Here is a 20,707-nt window from a genome sequence, read left to right as displayed (position 1 = left end):
CCGCGATGAGCGCGCTGAGCCGCAAGGAGGAGGCGTTATGGCTGTTCCAGCGCCTCGCCCCCGGCGTCGCCGTCGACAACCAGCCGCTCGCGATCCGCACCAGTGCGCCGCTCGACCCGGCCGCGCTGACGTCCGCGACCGCTGAGATCCTTCGCCGGTACCCCGCGCTGCGCACCCACTTCCCGCAACGCGGCGGGGTCCCCTACCGTTCCATCGCCACTCCTGACCACGACGAGGTTCCGGTCGCGGTGCTCAACGCGTCCGAGGCGAAGCTCGGCGCGGTGCTCACCGAGCTGGCACTGCGGCCGTTCGACCTCGAGGCCGATCTGCCGCTGCGGGTGTACGGCATCGCCCTCGACGAGGGCGGCAGCGTCCTCTGCCTGGTGTCGCACCACATCGTGTTCGACGGCGCGTCGGGCGGGGTGGTGCTCCCGGACCTCGCGACCACCTACCACCGGATCGCCAACGGGATTCCGCTCGAGCCGGCCACGGTCAGCGAGTCGTTCACGGAGCCGGCGGCGTCGGGGGAGAGTCTGCGGTACTGGCTGGATCGGCTCTCCGGCGTCGACCCGTCCCGGCTGGCGCTGTCGTCGGCTCGCCCGGAACCCGCCCGGCCCACGTTCGCCGGCGCGCGATTCGAGCGCGACCTCGACCCGGCGCCGGTCGCCCGGCTGCGGTCGCGGTTGCGGGTGACCGACAACATGGTGCTCCTCGCCGCGTACGCCACGCTGCTCGCCCGGCACGGCGCCGGGCCCGACCTCGTCATCGGGGTGCCGGCGAACGTGCGGCGGCCTGGTAATCCATCGGCTGTTGGATATCACATCAACACGCTGCCGGTACGCCTGACCGTCGACCTGAACGGCGGGTTCGCCGCGCTGGCGGCGCAGGTGCGGGACCGGATGGTGGAGGCGATCGAGCACGCCGACGTGTCGTTCGAGCACCTGCTGGGGGAGGTGCCGGGCGGGAGCTGGCGGTCGCCGCTGTTCCGGCACATGTTCAACTTCCTGCCGGCGGCGCAGAACGCGGCGCCGGGGGAGCTGCCGGACTCCGCCTGGGTGACCGTCGACCTCGGGGCCGACCGGCACGACGTGCAGTTCGTGGTGCTGCGGTCGGCGGGACGGGTTGCGCTGCAGGCCGTCTACAGCACCGAGCTTCACGACGAGGCCACGGTACGGTCCCTGGCCGACCGGTTCGAGCTGCTCCTCGCGGCCGCGGCGGCCGACCCGCAGCGGTCCCTGGCCTCGCTGCCGATGTGGACTGCCGCGGAACGGCTTGCGGTGACGCGGGCCGTGGTGCCGGTGCCGTCCGCGTCCGTGGCGGCGCTGATCGGGCGGCGGCACGACTCGGACGAGCCGGCGTTGATTGACGCGGACGGGACTGTCCATACACGACGGTCGTTGATGGCGCGGGCTGCCGGGGTGCGGGAATGGCTGGTTGAGCAGGCGGTCGGACGCGGGGATGTCGTCGCGGTCGCGTTGCCGCGCGGGGTCGATCTGGCGGCCGCGGTGCTTGCCGTGTGGTCGCTCGGGGCCGCCTATCTGCCGGTTGATCCGCGCCAGCCCTCGGCCCGGCTGCGTGATCAGCTCGCACGGGCCGGGGCTACGGTGACGGTCGACGGCGAGGCCGCCGCTCGCGCGGAGTCCACTGTGGACGTTGACGCGGTCGTGGCGGGGTTGGAGAATGTGGGGGAAGACGACCTCGCCTACGTGATCTTCACCTCCGGGTCGACCGGCCGGCCCAAGGGTGTGCAGATCCCGCATCGGGCCCTGGCGAACCTGGTGCGGCATTTCGCCAACGAACTGGACGTCTCGGCAACCGATCGGGTGCTGTGGCTGACCACGTTCGGGTTCGACATCTCCGCGCTGGAGCTGTTCCTGTCCCTCGCCTACGGGGGCGGCGCGGTGGTCGCGCCCGACGAGGCCCAGACCGACCCGGCACTCATGCTCGACCTCGTCGCCCGGCACGACGTCGCCATCGTGCAGGCCACCCCGACCATCTGGCGCCTCGCCGCAGGCTCAGCCGGCTTGGGCGGCGCGACAGGCGTCGGCGATTCGGGCGGCGCGGCTGGCGCTTCGACCGGCGCGGCTGGCGCTTCGACCGGCGCGGCGCACTCGGGCGTTGCGGCTGGCGATGGCGGTTCGAGCGACGCTGGCGGTTCGAGCGGCCCTGGCGGTTCGAGCGGCCCTGGCGGTTCGAGCGGCCCTGGCGGTTCGAGCGGCGCTGGCAGTTCGAGCGGCGCGGCTGGCGCTGGCGGCTCGGGTCGCACCGCCGGCTCGGGCGGCGGCCAGCTGCGCGGGCGGCGGGTGCTGTGCGGCGGGGAGCCGCTCAACGCCGCGCTCGCCGAGCGGCTGCTGCGGACCGGCTGCGTGCTGTACAACGTGTACGGCCCGACCGAGACGACCATCTGGTCCTCCAGCGCCCGGATCGGCCCCGGCGTCGCCGACCCGGTCAGCATCGGCGCGCCCATCGCCGAGACGTCGTTCCACGTCATCGACGAGCACGGCCAGGACGCCCCGCCCGGCCTCGTCGGCGAACTGTGGATCGGCGGCACCGGCCTCGCCCGCGGCTACGCCGGCGCGCCCGACCTCACCGCCCAGCGGTTCGTCGACGACCCGGACCGCGGCCGCCTGTACCGCACCGGCGACCTTGCCACCTGGCGCCCCGACGGCACCGTCACCCTGCTCGGCCGGGCCGACCGCCAGGTCAAACTCCGCGGCCGCCGGATCGAACCCGGCGAAATCGAAGCCGCCCTGGAACGCCACCCCGCCGTCACCGCCGCCGCCGTCGTCCTCGCCGGCGACCCGCAGAGCGACGGGCGCCTGGTCGGCTACCTCCAGCCCGCCGACGTCGACCTGGAGTCGGTGCGGGTACACGCGCGCGAACACCTGCCGTACTGGCTCGTGCCCGCCGACCTCGTCCCGCTCGACGCCCTGCCGCGCAACGCCAACGGCAAGGTCGACCACAAGGCCCTCCCGGAACCGCCGGCCGCCCCGGTGGTGGCGGTCGTCGACGCGCCAGTCGGGCCCGACGCGGCCGGCGCCGACCCCGTCGTGGCGCTGTTCCGCGACGTGCTCGGCCGCGACGACATCGGCCCGGACAGCAACTTCTTCACCAGCGGCGGGCACTCGCTGCTGGCAGCCATCCTTGCCGCCCGCCTCGGCGGCGGCGTGACCCTGCTCGACGTGTTCGACGCGCCAACCCCGGCCGAGCTGGCCACCCGCCTTCGCGAGGAGGTCGCATGAGGACGGTTCCCGATCTGCTGCGCCAGTCCGCCCGGCTCGTTCCGGACCGGCCCGCCATCGTGCTCGGCGGCGACTCGCCCCACACCCTCACCTTCGCCGAGCTCGACGCCCGCTCCGACGCGTTCGCCCGCGGGCTGCGCGAGCACGGCGTCGGCCACGGCGACCGGGTCGCGCTGGCGCTGGGCGGGGCGGACTGGCCGCAGTACGCCATCGCCTATTTCGGCACCCTCAAGCTCGGCGCCGTCGCCCTGCTCGTCGGCACCCGGTTCGGCGCGGACGAACTCGCCCGGATCGCCGACGGCTACCACGTCGCCAGGGTCGTGCGGGCCGGCGACGACCTCGGTGCCGGGCAGCCCGAAGAACCCCTGGCGGCGAGCGTCGCACCCGAGGACGCGGCCGAGGTCGTGTTCACGTCCGGCACCACCGACCGGCCCCGCGGCGTCGTCGCCACCCACGCCAACCTGCTGCGCGCCCAGGTCGCCTGGCCGACCGCGCGGCGGGCCAACCAGCCGTGCGCGCACGCCCTGCCCGTCGGGTCCGTCGCCGCGCAGGCCGTGCTGCTCAACTGCGTCGGCGGCCAGCACACCCTGCTCGCCACGCCCACCTTCGACGTGGCCCGGTTCACCGCGCTGGCTGCCCGGGAGCGGGCCGTCACCGTCTGCCTCGTCCCCGCCATGGGCCACTGGCTGGTCCGCGCCACGGCGGGCGAGGCGACCCCGATGCCCACCGTCAAGGGCGTCAGCTTCTCCGGGGCCCCTTTGCCGGTACCGATCATGGCCGACCTCACCGCCCTGTTCCCCAACGCGGCGTTCCACAACTTCTACACCTCGACCGAGACGTACCCGGCACGCGTCGCCACCCGCTTCGACCCGGCCCGCCCCGAGGCCGTCGGCCGGCCGGTCGGCACCAGCGCCGTGCGCATCACCGGGCCGGACGGCGGCGTGTTGGATTCCGGCGAGCCCGGCGAGGTGTGGCTGCGAGCCGGGGGAGCGCCGCCAAGGGAACTGCTTGACGCCGGTACCGTCGATGTGTCGGACGGATGGACGCGCACCGGCGACCTCGGCTACGTCGACGCCGACGGCACCCTGTTCCTCACCGGCCGCGCCTCCGACGTCGTCATCGTCGGCGGGTTCAACGTCTCCACCGGCCGCGTCGAGCAGGTCCTCACCCGGCACCCGGCCGTCGCCGAGGCCGCCGTGTGCGGCGCCGACCACCCGGTCCTCGGCCAGATCGTGGCCGCGTTCGTGGTGTTGAGACAAGGACACGACGACGCCACGGTACGGGACCTGCGCCGCCACGCCGCCGAACAGCTCACCCGCGCCGAGCTGCCCGCCGTGGTCCGACTCGTCGCCGACCTGCCCCGCAACGAGGCCGGCAAGGTCGTCAAGCGGGAGCTGCCGGCGCTGCTGGACGAGCCCGGCGCCGCCGAGTACCTCGCCCCGCGCACCGAGCTCGAGCAGGGCCTGGCCGCCGTGTGGGCCGAGGTGCTGCAGACCGGCGCGGTCGGCGCGGCCGACAACTTCTTCGAGATCGGCGGCGACTCGCTCGCCGCCACGCGGATCGCCGCCACCGCCCGCGAACGCCTCGGTGTCGACGTGGACACCATCGCCGTGCTGGAGGCGCCGACCGTGCGCGAGCTGGCGCAGTACATCGTGGAAAGGGATGCACATGTCTGAGTTGGATAACGCCGTCAAGCTGATGCGGGAGCACCCGGGCGTCACCGACGCCGCCGCCCAGCGCGCCCCCGACGGCCGCCGCGTCCTCGCCGTGGTCCCCGGCCTCGCCGCCGCGCCGGTCGACCTGCGCGACCACCTGTGGGACGCGCTCGACCAGGCCGAACTGCCCGACGTGCTCGTCGCCGTCGACGCGCTGCCCGCCGCCGACCCGGACCTCGACGGCCCCGGCAGCCACACCTTCCGCGCCCCGTCCACCCCCACCGAGGAGGACCTGGCCGAGATCTGGGCCGAGACCCTCGGGCGCACCCGGGTCGCCGCCGACGACAACTTCCTCGACCTCGGCGGCGACTCGATGACCGCCGCGCTGCTGCTCGACCTCACCAACGAGCGCCTCGAGGCCGACCTGACCCTCGGCGACCTGCTGTCGGCCCCGTCCCTCGCGGCGATCGCCGAGATCATCGACAACGCGCGCCGATGACGACCGCCCGCGCCGTGTACGCCATCGTCGACGAGGTGCTCGAGCGCCCGGTCCGCCCCGAGGACGACCTGTTCGCCCTCGGCTTCGACTCGCTGCTCATCGCCCGCACCGCCGCCCGGGTCCGGGAGCGGCTGGGGGTCGAGCTGCCGCTGGCCGAGTATTTCAACGCCGGTACCGTCGCCGACCTGGCCGCCGCGGTGGAGACGCACGCGGCCGGTGCCGCCGCTGACGTCGCCGCCGCGGTGGAGTCGCACGCATGAGGGCACCCGTCACCCCGGCCCAGCGGCGCCTGTGGTTCCTGGCCCAGGTCGACCCCGGCGCGTTGGATTGGCACATCCCGCTCGCCTACCGGCTCCGCGGACCGTTGGACGCCGCGGCCCTCGCCGACGCGCTGCGGGCGGTCGTGGCCCGGCACGGCGCGCTGCGCACCCGCTTCCCGCTCGACGGCGCCGGCCCGGTCCAGGAGGTCCTGCCCGACTGGCGCCCCGAGGTCCCGATCCTCGACGCGGGCGACATCGCGGCCCTGGCCAACACCCCGTTCGACCTGACCGCGGCGCCCCCGGTCCGTGCCGCGATCCTGCGCACGGCACCCGACGAGCACGTGTTCGTGTTGGTACTGCACCACATCGTCGCCGACGCCTGGTCCCTGCGGCTGCTGCGCACCGAGCTGGCGGCAATCTACGCCGCGTTGGATTTGCCACCGCTGGCCACGCAGTACGCGGATCTGGCCGCCCTGCCGCGCCCGGACGGTGCCGCGACCCTCGCGTACTGGACCGAGCAGCTCGCCGGGGCGCCGGTCCTGGAACTGCCCACGGACCGGCCCCGCCCGGCCCACCGTGGCAGCGAGGGGAGCTTCGACGGCTTCGAACTCGGCCCGGAGCGGGCGGCGGACCTGCGGACCCTGGCGACGGCGGGCCGGACCACGCCGTTCATGACCGTGATGGCCGCCTATCTCGCGCTGCTCGGCCTCACCACCGGCCAGGACGACATCAGCGTCGGCTCGCCGGTCAGCGGCCGGGACCGGACCGACGCCGAGCCGCTCATCGGGTACTTCCTCGACACCATCGTGCTGCGCGGCGACCTGGCCGGCGACCCGACGTTCCGCGAGCTGCTGGCGCGTGTGAAGGCGACGGCGCTGGAGGCGTACTCGCACCGGGAGCTGCCGTTCGAGGACCTCATCGCCCGCCTCGACGTGCGCCGCGACCCGGCCCGCACGCCGCTGTTCGACACCATGCTGGTGGTCCACAGTGGATCTGAGGACGAGGGCCTGTCGCTGCCGGGGATCTCGTCGTCGTACGTCGATCCGGGCCACCGTGCGGTGAAGTTCGACCTGACCTTCGAATGCTTCACGGGTCCTGCGTTCAAGGTCGTCGCCCAGTACCGGCGCGACCTGTTCGACGCGGACACCGTCGCGGTGCTCGTGCGGCGGTTCGGCGAGCTGATTCGTTTGGCAGCCAACGATCCGGACGCGCGGCTGTCGGAGCTCTATACTGGACTTGCCGCGGCAGAACAGGGTTCCTGGGATTGCAGCCGGTCGGCAGCGGACCGGCGAGTGCTCAACCTCATCGACTTCTCTTCGGCGTCGACCGCACTGGTCTGTGGCGACGCATCACTGTCCTATGTGGAGCTCGACGCCCGCGTCCGCGCGATGGCGGCGCAGCTCGGCGGAGGCCTCGCCGGGGTCCGGCTCGCCCCCGGCATCGACCTCGTCGTCGCGCTGCTCGCCACGTGGCGGGCCGGCGGCGGCTACCTGCCCCTCGACCCCGACGCGCCGGCGAAGCGGATCGGGGAGCAGCTCGCCGACAGCGGCGCCGGGGCCGTCATCACCGCCGACGGCATCGAACTGCTCGCCGGCGCGCACGTGCCGTCCATCGCCTACGCCATGTACACGTCGGGATCGACCGGCCGGCCCAAGGCCGTCGCCGTGCCGCACCACGCCCTCGCCGCGCGGGTCGAGTGGATGCGGGAACGGTACAAGCTCACGCCCGCCGACCGGGTCCTGCAGTTCGCGTCGCCGTCCTTCGACACCTTCGGCGAAGAGGTGTACCCGTGCCTCGCCGCCGGCGCCACCCTCGTCATCCCGACCGGGAACCGGGCCGAGCTCCCCGACTTCCTCGCCACGCCGCAGGGGCAGGGCATCACGGTGCTCGACCTGCCCACGTCGTACTGGCACGAGCTGTGCGCCGACCCCGCCGCCGTCGCCTGGCCGAAGGACCTGCGGCTGCTGATCCTCGGCGGCGAGCAGGTCCGGGCCGACGCCCTGCGGCGCTGGTTCGCGCACGTCGGCGCGGGCGTCGAGGTGCTGAACACGTACGGCCCGACCGAGGCCACCATCATCGCCACCGCCGCCCACCTCACCCCGGCCGACACCCACGGGCGCCCGCCGATCGGGCACCCCATCGGCGACACCTGCGTGCACGTCATCGGCCTCGGCAGTGCTCCGGTGCCAGACGGCGTCGCCGGGGAACTCGTCATCGGCGGAGCCGGCCTCGCCGACGGCTACCTCGGCAACCCGGAGCTCACCGCCGAACGGTTCGTCGAACTCGGCGGCGTCCGGCACTACCGGACAGGCGACCGCGCCCGCCGCCGCACCCGCCATGACGGGGCCTTCGGCGGGGCGTTCGAGTTTCTCGGGCGGATCGACGAGCAGCTGAAGGTCCGCGGCTATCGGATCGAACCCGGCGAGGTCGAGGCCGCCCTGCTGACCCATCCCGCCATCGGTCACGCCGTCGTGAGTGCCGACGACGGGCGGCTCGTCGCCCACCTCGTCGCCGCCCCCGGCACCACCGCACCCACGCCGGGCGACATCCGGGCCCACCTCGACGACCTGCTGCCGACGTACCTGCAGCCGAGGGCGTACGCGGTGCTCGAGCGGCTCCCGATGACCCGCAACGGCAAGGTCGACCGCGCCGCCCTCCCGCCCGTCGCCGCCGAGGCCGGGGAGGGCCGCCCGCCCGAGACCGACGCCGAGCGGCTCGTCGCCGAGGTGTGGCGGGACGTCCTCGGCGTCACCGGCATCCGCGCCGACGACGACTTCTTCGACCTCGGCGGGCACTCCCTGCTCGCCACCCGGGTCGTCGCGCGGCTGCGGGCGGGGGCCGGCATCGAGGTACCACTGCGGACGATCTTCACCGCAACAACCGTTGGATTACTCGCCGTCGCCGTGGAGGACCTGCTCCTGGCCGAGATCGAAGCGCTCGACGACGACGAGGTCCGCCGCCTCCTGGCCGAGGAAGCGGGACGATGACCGACCTCATCGGCCCCGGCGCCCGCGTGATCGATGCGGTCACCGGCGACGAGTACACCGGGGACCGGCTCACCGCGGCGGACCTTCCCGAGCGTGGCGTCGTGATCTGCCCCATGCGCGCCGACGCGCCCTCGGTGCTCCACTACCTCGCCGCCCTCGCCGCCGGTCGGCCGGCGCTCGTCTGCGACCCGGCCGCCGCCGACGAGCTCACCGCGCGGTTCGGCGGCGCGCAGGACATCCATCCCGACCTGGCGCTCATGCTCGCCACGTCCGGGTCCACCGGCGCGCCCCGGCTCGTGCGGCACTCCGGGCCCGCCGTCGTCGCCGCCGCCACCGCGATCGTCAAGGCGCTGCGCATCGGGGCCGACGACGTCGCCGTCACCAGCCTGCCGCTGTTCCACACCCTCGGCCTCAGCGTCCTGCACAGCCACCTGCTCGCTGGCGCCACCGTCGTGCTCGAACCCCGCGGTGTCATCGACCCCGGCTTCTGGGCAACCGTCGACGAACACCGGGTCACCGCCATCACCGGCGTCCCGCACACCTTCGAACTGCTCGCCCGCCTGCCGTGGACGCCGGCGACCAGTCCGTCCGTGCGCAGCATGTCCGTGTCCGGCGGCCGGCTGCGCGACGACCTGGTGCGGCAATTCAACACGGCGCTGCCCGCGTTCTACCCGATGTACGGCCAGACGGAAGCCGGCTCCCGGATCTGCGTCCTGCCGCCCGAACACCTCCCGGCCAAGGTCGGCTGCGTCGGCCCGCCCGTCGACGGGATGCGCCTGAGCGTCACCGACGGCGGCGAGGTCGTCTGCCACGGCAAATCCATCATGCTCGGGTACGCCGAGACCGCCGAGGACCTCGCCCGCGGCGACGACCTCGGCGGGGTCCTCGCCACCGGGGACCGGGGCCGGCTCGACGCCGACGGGCACCTGTGGCTGTCCGGGCGGCTCAACCGGATCGGCAAGGCGTACGGGGTCCGGGTCGACCTCGACGCCGTCGAGCTCGCCGCCGCCGCGCTCGCGCCGGCCGCGGCCCTGGCCGGCGACGACCGGATCCTCGTGTGGTGCGAGGGCCTCGCCGCCGTCCGCGCCACCGAGGTCGCGGCGCACGTCGGCCGTGTGCTCGGCATCCACCGCACCGCGGTGCGGGTGACCGCGATCGACCGGCTGCCGCGCCGGGCCAACGGGAAGGTGAACTACGATGCGCTCCCCGTATGAGGAGCTCGGGCTCGCGTTCGGCGACGCCGCCGTGCCGTACCTCTACGGCACCGACTGCACCCCCGCGCTCGCCGACGCCGTCGTCGACCGGCTCGGCGACGTCGACACCGTCCTGCTCGTGCTCGACGACGGGGTCCGCGGGCACGCCGACGCCGTCGCCGCCGAGCTCGGCCGGCGGGTGCGGGTCGAGGCCGTCGCCGTCGAGGCCCACGAGCGGCACAAGACCCTGCCGACCGTCCAACACCTGTTGGAATCCGCGGTCGCGCGGGGGCTGACCCGCCGCTCGGCCGTCGTGGCCATGGGCGGCGGCACCGTCGGCAACATCGCCGGGCTCGCCGCGGCCCTGCTGTTCCGGGGCACCCGGCTCGTGCACCTGCCGACGACGCCCGTCGCCGCGTTCGACGCCACCGTCTCGCTCAAGCAGGGCGTGAACCTCAGCGCCGGCAAGAACCTCGCCGGCACGTACTTCGTGCCCGCCCTCATCGCCTGCGATCTGGCGTGGCTGTCGACGGTACCGAGGCATGACCTGCTGACCGGGCTGGCCGAAATGGTGAAGAACGTCCTGGTCGCCGCGCCCGCCCTGGAGGCCAAGCTGCTGCGGGCCCTCGACGACCTGACCCTCGACCCGGCGGCGGCGCTGCGGGCGCTGCTGGAGATCGGGGTTGAGGCCAAGGCGCCGTACGTGGCCGCCGATCCGCGGGAGCGGGGCGGGGCGCTGATCTTCGAGTACGGGCACACCGCCGGGCACGCCATCGAGTTCGTCAGCGGCGGCGCGATCCGTCACGGCGAGGCGGTCGCCTGGGGCATGCTCATCGCGGCCGAGGTCGCCCGGCGCCGCCACGGCCTCGGCGACGCCGACGTGGCCGCCCACCACCGGCTCGTCGCCCCGTTGGATTTGCCCGACGCCGCCGCCCGCCTCGACGGCCTCGACCGGGCCGCGATCCGCGCCGTGCTCGCCGCCGACAACAAGCGCGGCTACGGCCCGTGCGCGCCCGGCGAGGTCCTCATGGTCCTGCTCGACGGGATGGGCCACGCGGTGCCGGGCCCGGCCGGCGGCCCACCCCTGGTCCCCGTAGCGGTCGACGCCGTCATGGACGCGTTCGAGACCGTCGCCATGAACGCATTGGAGGCCGTATGAGCGACAAGGGACTCTCCGTCGTCATCCCGGTCAAGGGCCGCGTCGCCGAAATGCGCCGGCTGTTGGAAAGTCTCGGCCCGGCCATCGAGGCCTGCGACGAGCCGGTCGAAATCCTCGTCGTCGACGACTCCGAGCCCGCCGACGCCCGCGCCCACCAGGAGCACTGCGCCACCTTCCAGGCCCAGTACCTGCGCGGCCCCCGGCACGTCGGCGCGAAACGCAACGACGGGGTGAAGGCCGCCGCCTACGACCTGATCCTGTTCATCGACTCCGACTGCCTGGCCACCGAGCAGCTGCTGCAGCGGCACGTGCGGACCCTGCGCGCCGCCGACGACACCGTGGGCGCGGTCGCCGGGCCGACGTTCGTGCAGGGCGTCGACAACGCGATGTTCCGCATCATGTCCCGCTCCAAGCTGTTGAATTCCGCGTTCGAGTGGCCGTCCCAGGCGAGCCGGGTCGGCTGGGCCACCACCTGCAACCTGGCCGTGCGCCGGTCCGCGTTCGAGGCGGTCGGCGGCTTCGCCGAACGGCCGCTGACCGTCGTCGGCGGCGAGGACGTCGACCTCGGGCTGCGGCTCACCGAAGCGGGCCACGCCATCGTCTGCGACCGCGAGGCGCTCGTCGTGCACGACAAGAGCAGCATCGAATCCATCGGTACCGTCTGCCGCCGCCTCGTCACCTACGGCAAGTCGGGCCAGTGGCTGCTCGACGTGCACCCGCGCCGCGGCCGGTTCAAGCTCAACCGGGTCACCACCCTGTCCGCCACCGCCGTCGCCGGACCGGTGCTGCTGCCCGCGGTCGCCGCCGTCCTGCTCGCCGTCGACGCCAGGGAGCGCCTCGGCGAGGACGCCCCCACCCTGCAATCCATCGCCGAGTCGATCGCCTGCGCGGGCCTGGACTGGTGCTTCGACTTCGGCGAGTTCGTGGCCGCCTGGCAGCTCGGCCGGCCCGACCGGCTGCTGACCGGGTTCGGCTGGACCGACGACCCGGCGTTCGTCTGGGACACCGAGCCCGCCAAGCGGTACGGGGGCTGAGCGTGCGCTACGACGGGCGGGTGGCGGCGGTCACCGGCGGTACCAGCGGCGTGGGGGAGGCCATCGCCAGGGCCATCGCCGCCGAGGGGGCCGCGGGCCTGACCATCGCCGGGCGGGACTCGGCGCGCGGCGAGCGGATCGCGGCCGAGCTGAGCGCGAAGGGCTGCCCGACCCGATTTCTCCAGGTCGACCTGTACCGTGCGGAGGACGCGCGATCGGTGGTCCTGCGCACCGTCGAGTGGTTCGGGCGCATCGACGCCCTCGCGAACTGCGCCGCCAGCACCGAACGGTCCACACTGGACGAGACGACGCCGGAGCTGTTCGACCGGATGATGGCCGTCAACGTCCGCGCCCCGATGCTCACCATGCAGGAGGCGGTGCGGGACATGCGCCGGCGCGGCGAGCCGGGCGCGATCCTGAACATCGTCTCCGTCGCGGCGCGGGGCGGGCAGCCGTACCTCACCGCGTACGCCGCGTCCAAGGGCGCCCTGGCCACGCTGACCCGCAACGTCGCCCACGCGCACCGCTTCGACCGCATCCGCGTCAACGGCATCCTGCTCGGCTGGACCGACACCCCGCACGAGGACGCAATCCAACGCCAGGCCCACGGCGCCGGCGACGGCTGGCTCGCCGCGGCCGAGGCCGCCCAGCCGATGGGCCGGCTCGCCAAGCCCGACGAACTCGCGGACCTCGCGGTCCTCATGCTCTCCGAACGCGGCGGCATCATGACCGGCTCGCTCGTCGAGTACGCCCAGGACGTCGCCGGATGCACAGATTGACGGGGGACCACAGTTGACGACCGACATCGACCGCACCGCCCGGGCCGAGCTGCTGCGCCGCCGGCTCACCACGCGCCGCCCGGCCGGCATCCCGCGCCGCGAGGACGACGGGCATCCGCCGCTGTCCTTCGCGCAGGAGCGGCTGTGGTTCATGGACCAGCTGGTGCCCGACACCGCCGCGTACATCGTGCCGATCGTGGTGCGGCTCCGCGGTCCCGTGGACCCCGACCGGCTCCAGGCGGCCCTCGACGCGGTCGCCGCCCGGCACGAGGCGCTGCGCACCCGGTTCGTCACCGACCCCGACGGGCGCCCGGCCGCGGCCGTCGACGAGCACGTCAGCGTCCCGTTGGAAATCCGCGCCGAGTCCGATGTGGACGTTGTCGACGCGATCGTGGCCGAGTTCGGGGCCCGCCCGTTCGACCTGACCACCGGCCCGCTCGTGCGCGCCCAGCTCGTCCGGGTCGCCGACGGCGAGTACGTGTTCAGCGTGATCATGCACCACATCGGCTCCGACGGCTGGTCCATCGACGTGTTCAACCGGGACCTGCTGCACGCCTACGCCGGGCAGGCCCTCGACCCGCTGCCGGTCCGCTACGGCGACTACGCCGCCTGGCAGCGGGCCCGCTACACGGGCGAACGGCTCGAACGCGACCTCGCGTACTGGGCCGACCGGCTCGCCGGGGTGCCGCCGCTGGAGCTGCCCACCGACCGGCCCCGGCCGCCCGAGCAGACGTTCAACGGCTCCGCCCACCCGTTGGATTTCGGCGCGGACCTCGCGCGGGACGTCGCCGCCCTCGGCCGCCGCTTCGGCGTCACCCCGTACATGGTGCTGCTGGCGGCGTACGAGACGCTGCTCATGCGGTACTCGCGGCAGGACGACTTCGCCGTCGGCTCCACCGTCGCCGGGCGCAGCATGCCCGAGCTCGAGGGCGTCGTCGGGCTGTTCGCGAACGTCCTCGCCCTGCGCGCCGACCTGGGCGGCGACCCGACCTTCGCCGAGTTGCTCGGCCGGGTCCGCGAGCGGGTCCTCGACGCGTTCGACCACCCGGAGACGCCGTTCGACCGGCTCGTCACCCGGCTGCGGATGCCCCGCGACGTGTCCCGCTCGCCGGTCTTCCAGGTCACGTTCACGGTGCTCAACTACGGCGGCGGGACCCCGCCCGAGGCCGGCTTCGCGGTGTTGGATTACCCGGTCCCGGTCCGCCAGACCCGCTTCGACCTCGAGCTCTACATGTACGACCCGGACGCGGGCGGCCTCGGGGGCTTCTTCACGTACAACCGCGACCTGTTCGACCCGGCCACGATCGCGCGAATGGGCGAGCACTTCGGGCAGCTGCTGCGGGCCGTCGCCGCCGAGCCGGAGCAGCCCGTGAGCCGCATCCCGATGCTCGGGCCCGACGAGCGCGCGTTCGTCCTCGACACCGTGAACGAGTCCACCGTGGACATCGGCCCGGTGCGCCTGCTGCACGAGCTCATCGCCGAGCAGGCGGAGCGCACACCGTCGGCACCCGCCGTCGTGTTCGAAGGGCGGTCCATCTCGTACCGTGAGCTGCTGGCCCAGGCCGACACGCTCGCGGCCGACCTGCGCACGCACAGGGCCGGACCCGGCCGCATCGTCGCCGTGCACCTGGAACGCGGCCCGGACCTCGTCGTCGCGCTGCTCGCCGTGCTGCGGACCGGCGCCGCCTACCTGCCCCTCGACCCGGACAACCCGCCGGACCGCACCGCGTTCATGATCACCGATGCGGCCCCCGTCGCCGTGGTCTCCGAGACCGGGGTCGAGGCGGCCGACGGCGCGGCCCTGGACCGCGACGACATCGCCTACGTCATCTACACCTCCGGCTCCACCGGCCGGCCCAAGGGCGTGCCCAACACGCACCGCGCCATCCACAACCGCATCGACTGGATGCAGCGCACCTTCGGCCTCGGCGCCGACGATGCCGTCCTGCAGAAGACCCCGATCGGCTTCGACGTGTCGGTGTGGGAGTTCTTCTGGCCGCTCATCACCGGCGCCCGCCTCGTCCTGGCCCGGCCCGGCGGCCACCGCGACGCCGCCTACCTGCGCGACCTCATCGCGGGCGAGGGCGTCACGACCGTCCACTTCGTACCGTCGATGCTCGCCATGTTCCTCGCCGAGGACGGCATCGAGGCGTGCACGAGCCTGCGCCGGGTCGTCTGCAGCGGCGAGGCGCTGCCCGTAGACCTGGCCCGCACCGCGCTGGACCGGCTCGGCTGCCCCGTCCACAACCTGTACGGGCCGACCGAGGCCGCGATCGACGTCAGCTCCTGGGAGTGCACCCCGTCCAATCTGGACGGCCGCTCCCGGGTGCCGATCGGCCGGCCGATCCAGAACATCCGCCTGCTCGTCCTGGACGCCGCCGGCGAACCGGTGCCCGTCGGCGTGCCCGGCGAGCTGCACATCGCCGGCGTCGGCGTCGCCCCCGGCTACCTCAACCGCCCCGAGCTGACCGCCGAGCGGTTCCTCGGCGGCCGGTACGCCACCGGTGACCTCGTCCTGCGCGACCCCGACGGCACGTTGGAATACCTCGGCCGCCTCGACGACCAGGTGAAGCTGCGCGGCATGCGGATCGAGCCGGGGGAGATCGCGGCCGTGCTGCGCGCCCAGCCCGGCGTCCGCGACGCGGCCGTCATCGTGCGCGAGGACCGGCCCGGCGACCAGCGGCTCGTCGCCTACGTCGTCGGCGCCGACCACGGCGACCTGCGCGCCGCGCTCAAGCTGGTCCTGCCCGACGCGATGGTCCCCGCCGCGTATGTGGAACTGCCCGAGCTGCCGGTGACCGCCAACGGCAAGCTCGACCGCCGCGCCCTGCCCGCCCCGGTCGTCGCCGCCACCTCGTTCGCCGAGCCGTCCACCCCGACCGAGACCGCGATCGCCGCGGTGTGGGCCGACGTCCTCGCCCTGCCGCGGGTCGGCGCCGACGACGACTTCTTCGACCTCGGCGGGCACTCGCTGCTCGCCACCCAGGTCGTGGCCAAGCTGCGCACCGTGCTGCCGGTGCCGGTCAGCGTCATGGAGCTGTTCAAGAATCCAACGGTGCGCGGACTCGCCGCGCTCGTCGACACCCCGGCGGAGGCCCGCGGTCCCAAACGGCTCCTGCACGAGCTGACCAGGCCGATCGCCGGGGGACAGGCGGAGCTGACGCTGGTCTGCATGCCGTACGGCGGCGGCTCGGCAATCGTCTTTCAACCCCTCGCCGATGCGCTCCCGCCGCGGCACGCCCTGCTCGCGCTGGCCATCCCCGGCAACGACGTCGGGCTGCGGGAGGAGGGCGCCGAGTTCCACGCCCTCGTCGCCGACACCGCCGCCGAAATCCTCGAGCGGGTGGAGGGCCCGGTCGCCCTCTACGGCCACTGCGCGATCGGCGGCGCCCTGGCGATGGCCGTGGCGAGCGCGCTGGAGGCGGCCGGCCGCGACGTCGAGACCGTGTTCGCCGGCGGCATCTTCCCGTTCGCCCGCCCCCGCGGTCCCGTCGCCCGCCTGCTGAGCCGCTTCGATCGGCTGCGCAGCGACCGGTCCTACTCCAACTGGCTCACCTCGCTCGGCCTGGACTTGAGCGACTTCGACCAGTCCCAGGTCCGCGCGATGGTCCGCCGGATGCGCAGCGACAGCGAGGCGGCCGAGGAGTACTTCACCGGCCTGTACCAGTCCGGCGCCACCAAACTGCGCGCCCCCATCGTGTCGATCGTCGGCGAGCGGGACGACGCCACGATGTATTACCAGGAGCGCTACCGGGAGTGGCACTTCCTCACCGAGTCCACCGCCCTGTACGTGCTCGACGAGGCCGGCCACTACTTCCTCAAGTGGCGCGCCGCGGAACTCGCGGCCATCGTCACCGCCCGCCGCCCCATCACCGACGGCGTCGCCGAGCACGGCACCGACACCTGGCGCCGGCTCGGCGCCTCCACCCGGTCCACAGCGGAGCGCCGCGGCCCCGAACCGAGCATGCGCCGCTTCACCGGCGTCGCCGCCAGCCAGCTGGTGTCCATGCTCGGCACGGCGATGACCGAGTTCGCGGTGCCGGTGTGGATCTACCTGGAGACGCACTCCCTGCTGCGCCTCGCCCTGTTCTCCACCATCGCGCTCGTCCCCGGCATGCTCGTCCTCCCGGTCGCCGGCGCCCTCGTCGACCGCTACAGCCGCCGCGCGGTGATGCTCGCCGCCGACAGCGCGGCCCTGCTCACCCAGGGCGCGTTCCTGGCCCTGCTGCTCACCGACAGCCTGCAGTTCTGGCAAATCTATGTGCTGTTGGGTGTACTGTCCGTGTCGCTGACCTTCCAGCGCCTCGCCTACAACTCCGCGGTACCGCAGCTCGTGCCCAAGCGCTACCTGGGCCACGCGAACGGCATGGTGCAGGTCGGATTCGGCATCGCCCAGTTCCTCGTCCCCGTCGCCGCGGTCGGCGTGATGGCCGCCATCGGCCTGGACGGCATCCTCGCGCTGGACGTCATCTCCTACGGCGTCGCCGTCGTCGTCCTCGCGTTCGTGAAATTCCCCGCGCTGATGGCGTACCGCCGCAAGGAACCCATGGGCCAGGAGATCCGCAGCGGCTTCCGCTACGCCATGGGCACCCCCGGCTTCCGCGCCATGCTGCTGTTCTTCGCCGTGTCGAACCTGTTCCTCGGCCCCGTGCTGGTCCTCGTCCAGCCGTTGGTTTTGAGCGTCGGCGGGCTGCGGGCGGTGACCCAGGTCGCGGTCGCGGGCGGCGCCGGCGTCGTGACCGGCGGCCTCATCATGGTGTTCTGGGGCGGCCCGGCCCACCGCCGCATGCGCGGGGTCCTGCTGTCCGCCCTGACCTTCGCCGCGTTCGCCGCCCTGGCCGGCGTGTTCCACTCGATCCCGGTCATCGCCGTGGCCGTGTTCGGCATGTTCGTCGCCCTGACCGTCATGAACGCCATCTACGCCACGATCGTGCAGGTCAAGGTCCCGCCGCGGGCCCACGGCCGGGTGTTCGCGGTCAACACCGTCTTCGCCTTCGGCACCCTCCCGATCGGCTTCATGCTGATCGGCCCGGGCGTCTCGGCGGCGATCGGCCTGGCCCCGACGTACCTGCTCTTCGGCGCCGCGATCGCGGTCATCGCCCTGGCCGCGATGCGGTACCGCCCCTTGGCCCGCTTCGACTTCGACGTCCCCGACACCGAGCCAGAGGACGCCATCGGCCTCGCCGAGCTGAGGAAACGCCATGCTTGACGTGTACACGACGGCGCCGGCCTCGGTCGGCCTCGACGGCCCCGCGTACCGCCGCCGCCTCGCGGACATCACCGCCTGGACCGAGTCCGCCGGCGGCGTGGGCATGCTGGTGTACTCGGACAACACCCTCATCGACCCGTGGCTGGTGGCACAGCTGATCCTCGACGAGTCCGAGCGCGTCGCCCCGCTGGTCGCGGTCCAGCCGGTGTACGTCTCCCCGTACGCGGCCGCCCGCCTGGCCGCGACCCTGTCCTTCCTGCACGGCCGCGAGGTCCACCTGAACCTGGTGACCGGTGGCTCCCGCCAACACCTGGCGGCGCTGGGCGACGGCGTGGAGCACGACGAGCGCTACGAACGGCTGTTGGAATACGGCACCGTCATCCAACAGCTGCTGGATTCCCCCCGCCCGGTCACGTTTACGGGGGCGTACTACCAGCTCTCGGCCGCGTCCCTCCCGCACCGCCCGCCGCCGTCCCTGTCCCCGCGCCTGGTCCTGTCCGGCTCGAGCGACGCGAGCGAGCGGTGCGCGGCGGCGCTGGGAATCCTCCGGTTCGCCTACCCGCGGCCGGCCTTCGACTACGCCCCGTCGGAGCTGGCCGGGGCGGGCATCCGGCTCGGGCTCATCGCCCGCCCGACGAGCGCCGAGGCGTGGCAGGCGGCCCACGACCGCTTCCCGGGCGACCCGATGGGGGAGCGCCGCCACCGCATCGTGACCCGCCTGACCGACTCCCACTGGCACGCGCAACTCTCCGCCGTGGCCGACGCCGGGGTCTACTGGCTGCACCCGTTCAAGACCTACCGCACCTTCTGCCCGTACCTGGTCGGCGACTACGACGAGGTGGCCGCCTACCTGGCCGCCTACCAGACCTGCGGCGTCGAGTCGCTGATCCTGGACATCCCGGCGGCGGAGGACGACCTGCACCACGCCCGGCTGGCCCTGCACGCCGCCGATGCGGCCGTCACGCGAGCTTCGGCGTGAAGATCTGCTTCCGCTGCGGCGGGGCCCAGTGCTGGTAATCCTGGGTGAGGTCGACGACGTCCAGATCGTCGGTGCCGACCGTCCGGAACGGATGCCCGCTGTCGTCGATCGTCAGGAACCCGGTCCGGCCGCCGCTGGACCAGTCGATGTCGACGTACCACAGGCAGTCACAGTGATGGGTGATCCCGTAGATGTGGAACACCTCGGGATCGGACTCGGAGACCTTGAACGGAAACGGCCGCGCCGGATCGTCGCCCTGCGGCCCCGCCATCGCGACGGCACGCGCGCTCGACTTGTCCAGATCGATCCCGAAGAAGGCCGGCTGCAGCCCCCCGCACTCGACGTCCCCATCGTGGTACGCCACCCCGGCCGGCGTGCCCCGCTGCACCACGTGCACCGTCATCCCGGACAACACCGACGTCGCGCCGGGCCTGCCCTGCAACGTCACGACGACATCGGTGAACGCGGCATCGGGATTCCCGACCAGCGCCGGATCGGGCATCGCCCCCTGCCGCGGCTTCACCGACGCGACCCGCTCGGGCGGCACCACGTGATAGCCGGTCGACCCCTCACACGCGTGCTCGTTGACCGTGACGGTGGCCGTGAACGGCAGGTCCTTCGAGGTCTTCGAGCTCACCGACGGCAGCACGGACGGAATCGCATCGCCCGTTGGATTCCCGGACCCCTGCCCGGACGCCTTCTCGGACACCGCCACGACGGCCGGCGGCGTCGGCTCGACCACCGGTGACTGCGGATTCCGCCAGGCGAACACGGCGAGGACGATGCCGGCGACGGTGGCGATGCTGCCGATGCTCGTCCACGCCGCCGACGAGGGCCAGCGAAATCGGCGCCGCTTGCCGGGCGCGTCCTCCTGCTCCACCACACGTCAGGTGTACCGAAGACGCAACCCGGAATCCATGAAACGAAACGCCACTCGCGGCCGCCCGTCCGACGCCACCGTCCGCCGCTCGCATGAGGTCCCCACCGTCAGCGGCCCGCGCGCCGCGGCGGACGGCCTCAGGACGCCTCGGCGGACAGCCGGTACACCTTGGAGTCGCGCACCTGGAAGCCGAGCCGCTCGTACAGGCGGTTCGCGGCCTCGCGGGACGGGCGGGACGTCAGGTCGACGGTGCGCGCGCCGGCCGCGCGCGCCAGGCGGACGGCCTCCTGGGTCAGTGCGGCCCCGACGCCCCGGCCGCGGGCGGCCTCGTCGACGACCACGTCCTCGATCCAGGCCCGCAGGCCCGTCGGGATCGGGAACGTCACCAGGGTCAGTGCGCCGACGATGGCGCCGTCGGCGCGGGCGATCAGCTGGTGGGTGCCGGGCCAGGTGACCAGGGCCTGCAGCGCCTCGGCGGCCGGCGGCTCGGCCGATCGCGACAGCTGCGGGAGCAGACTGGAGAACGCCTGCGCGATCTCGTCGGTCACGTCCCGGACGACCTCGACCTCAACACCGATGCCCATGGTCGCGACTGTATCCATCCGGGCGCGGAAATTTGACCTAAACCTGGCCGGGCGCCGGACGCATCTACTGGGCGGGCGCGGCCGTCGTGCTCGTCTGGCCGCAACGGCAGCTGCGCTGTGCGCAGGGTCGATCGGGGGCGGTCAGGCACCGGCTCGGGGTCCGTCCCTCAGCCCGGGTGCGGCGAGCCGGCAGCCCGCGTCCGCCAATCCCGGGCCGCTGCTGCCGGGCCGCTGCTGCCGGGCCACC

13 protein-coding genes are annotated in these 20,707 nt (G+C 73.6%); 11 read left to right on the top strand and 2 right to left on the bottom strand.

Annotated elements, in window-relative coordinates:
- The first annotated feature begins 5 nt into the window (after positions 1–5).
- Genes ACQPZ4_RS26470 through ACQPZ4_RS26420 form a run of 11 tightly spaced genes read left to right on the top strand, consistent with a single transcriptional unit; the run spans position 6 to position 18,996 of the window.
- Positions 6–3,242: a non-ribosomal peptide synthetase gene (locus ACQPZ4_RS26470; RefSeq protein ID WP_433040565.1), complete on the top strand. Its 3,237-nt coding sequence runs from the start codon at positions 6–8 to the stop codon at positions 3,240–3,242.
- Positions 3,239–4,918 (top strand): AMP-binding protein, encoded by a 1,680-nt coding sequence (locus tag ACQPZ4_RS26465; protein ID WP_433040562.1) that lies wholly within the window; start codon positions 3,239–3,241, stop codon positions 4,916–4,918. The genes ACQPZ4_RS26470 and ACQPZ4_RS26465 overlap by 4 nt, the downstream gene beginning before the upstream one ends.
- Complete coding sequence (locus tag ACQPZ4_RS26460; RefSeq protein WP_433040559.1) at positions 4,911–5,396, top strand: phosphopantetheine-binding protein; 486 nt, start codon at positions 4,911–4,913, stop codon at positions 5,394–5,396. Before ACQPZ4_RS26465 ends, ACQPZ4_RS26460 begins: the two co-directional genes overlap by 8 nt.
- Positions 5,393–5,656, top strand: a complete 264-nt coding sequence (locus ACQPZ4_RS26455) for an acyl carrier protein (RefSeq protein ID WP_433040556.1) — start codon at positions 5,393–5,395, stop codon at positions 5,654–5,656. Before ACQPZ4_RS26460 ends, ACQPZ4_RS26455 begins: the two co-directional genes overlap by 4 nt.
- Positions 5,653–8,643, top strand: a complete 2,991-nt coding sequence (locus ACQPZ4_RS26450) for a condensation domain-containing protein (protein ID WP_433040553.1) — start codon at positions 5,653–5,655, stop codon at positions 8,641–8,643. Before ACQPZ4_RS26455 ends, ACQPZ4_RS26450 begins: the two co-directional genes overlap by 4 nt.
- On the top strand, positions 8,640–9,857 hold the full coding sequence (locus ACQPZ4_RS26445; protein WP_433040550.1) for an AMP-binding protein: 1,218 nt from the start codon (positions 8,640–8,642) through the stop codon (positions 9,855–9,857). Before ACQPZ4_RS26450 ends, ACQPZ4_RS26445 begins: the two co-directional genes overlap by 4 nt.
- On the top strand, positions 9,841–10,995 hold the full coding sequence (locus tag ACQPZ4_RS26440; protein WP_433040547.1) for a 3-dehydroquinate synthase family protein: 1,155 nt from the start codon (positions 9,841–9,843) through the stop codon (positions 10,993–10,995). Before ACQPZ4_RS26445 ends, ACQPZ4_RS26440 begins: the two co-directional genes overlap by 17 nt.
- Entirely contained in the window at positions 10,992–12,029 is a 1,038-nt protein-coding gene (locus ACQPZ4_RS26435; RefSeq protein ID WP_433040544.1) for a glycosyltransferase family 2 protein, read from the top strand. Before ACQPZ4_RS26440 ends, ACQPZ4_RS26435 begins: the two co-directional genes overlap by 4 nt.
- Positions 12,030–12,031: 2 nt before the next feature.
- Entirely contained in the window at positions 12,032–12,808 is a 777-nt protein-coding gene (locus ACQPZ4_RS26430; protein WP_433040541.1) for an SDR family oxidoreductase, read from the top strand.
- A 13-nt stretch (positions 12,809–12,821) separates the two neighbouring features.
- Entirely contained in the window at positions 12,822–18,017 is a 5,196-nt protein-coding gene (locus ACQPZ4_RS26425; protein WP_433040538.1) for a non-ribosomal peptide synthetase/MFS transporter, read from the top strand.
- Positions 18,010–18,996, top strand: a complete 987-nt coding sequence (locus ACQPZ4_RS26420; RefSeq protein WP_433040535.1) for an LLM class flavin-dependent oxidoreductase — start codon at positions 18,010–18,012, stop codon at positions 18,994–18,996. The genes ACQPZ4_RS26425 and ACQPZ4_RS26420 overlap by 8 nt, the downstream gene beginning before the upstream one ends.
- Here the strand turns inward: ACQPZ4_RS26420 and ACQPZ4_RS26415 are convergent.
- Together ACQPZ4_RS26415 and ACQPZ4_RS26410 are read right to left on the bottom strand one after the other, a co-directional pair.
- A complete protein-coding gene (locus ACQPZ4_RS26415; RefSeq protein ID WP_433040533.1) occupies positions 18,977–19,879 on the bottom strand; it encodes a hypothetical protein in 903 nt (300 codons plus the stop codon). The two genes, ACQPZ4_RS26420 and ACQPZ4_RS26415, sit on opposite strands and share 20 nt — an antisense overlap.
- Positions 19,880–20,013: 134 nt before the next feature.
- Complete coding sequence (locus tag ACQPZ4_RS26410) at positions 20,014–20,460, bottom strand: GNAT family N-acetyltransferase (RefSeq protein WP_433040530.1); 447 nt, start codon at positions 20,458–20,460, stop codon at positions 20,014–20,016.
- Between the last annotated feature and the right edge of the window lie 247 nt (positions 20,461–20,707).

Source organism: Dactylosporangium sp. CS-033363 (assembly GCF_050942475.1).
Taxonomy (GTDB): domain Bacteria; phylum Actinomycetota; class Actinomycetes; order Mycobacteriales; family Micromonosporaceae; genus Dactylosporangium.
The sequence above is the reverse complement of the archived record's forward strand: the minus strand, read 5'-3'. Positions and strand labels throughout refer to the sequence as shown.

Excerpts from the sequence above, each read along its gene's own strand:
- ACQPZ4_RS26410 (WP_433040530.1), bottom strand. The coding sequence starts at position 20,460 with ATGGGCATCGGTGTTGAGGTCGAGGTCGTCCGGGACGTGACCGACGAG.
- ACQPZ4_RS26460 (WP_433040559.1), top strand. The coding sequence starts at position 4,911 with ATGTCTGAGTTGGATAACGCCGTCAAGCTGATGCGGGAGCACCCGGGC.
- ACQPZ4_RS26450 (WP_433040553.1), top strand. The coding sequence starts at position 5,653 with ATGAGGGCACCCGTCACCCCGGCCCAGCGGCGCCTGTGGTTCCTGGCC.
- ACQPZ4_RS26470 (WP_433040565.1), top strand. The coding sequence starts at position 6 with ATGAGCGCGCTGAGCCGCAAGGAGGAGGCGTTATGGCTGTTCCAGCGC.
- ACQPZ4_RS26445 (WP_433040550.1), top strand. The coding sequence starts at position 8,640 with ATGACCGACCTCATCGGCCCCGGCGCCCGCGTGATCGATGCGGTCACC.
- ACQPZ4_RS26420 (WP_433040535.1), top strand. The coding sequence starts at position 18,010 with ATGCTTGACGTGTACACGACGGCGCCGGCCTCGGTCGGCCTCGACGGC.
- ACQPZ4_RS26455 (WP_433040556.1), top strand. The coding sequence starts at position 5,393 with ATGACGACCGCCCGCGCCGTGTACGCCATCGTCGACGAGGTGCTCGAG.
- ACQPZ4_RS26465 (WP_433040562.1), top strand. The coding sequence starts at position 3,239 with ATGAGGACGGTTCCCGATCTGCTGCGCCAGTCCGCCCGGCTCGTTCCG.
- ACQPZ4_RS26440 (WP_433040547.1), top strand. The coding sequence starts at position 9,841 with ATGCGCTCCCCGTATGAGGAGCTCGGGCTCGCGTTCGGCGACGCCGCC.
- ACQPZ4_RS26435 (WP_433040544.1), top strand. The coding sequence starts at position 10,992 with ATGAGCGACAAGGGACTCTCCGTCGTCATCCCGGTCAAGGGCCGCGTC.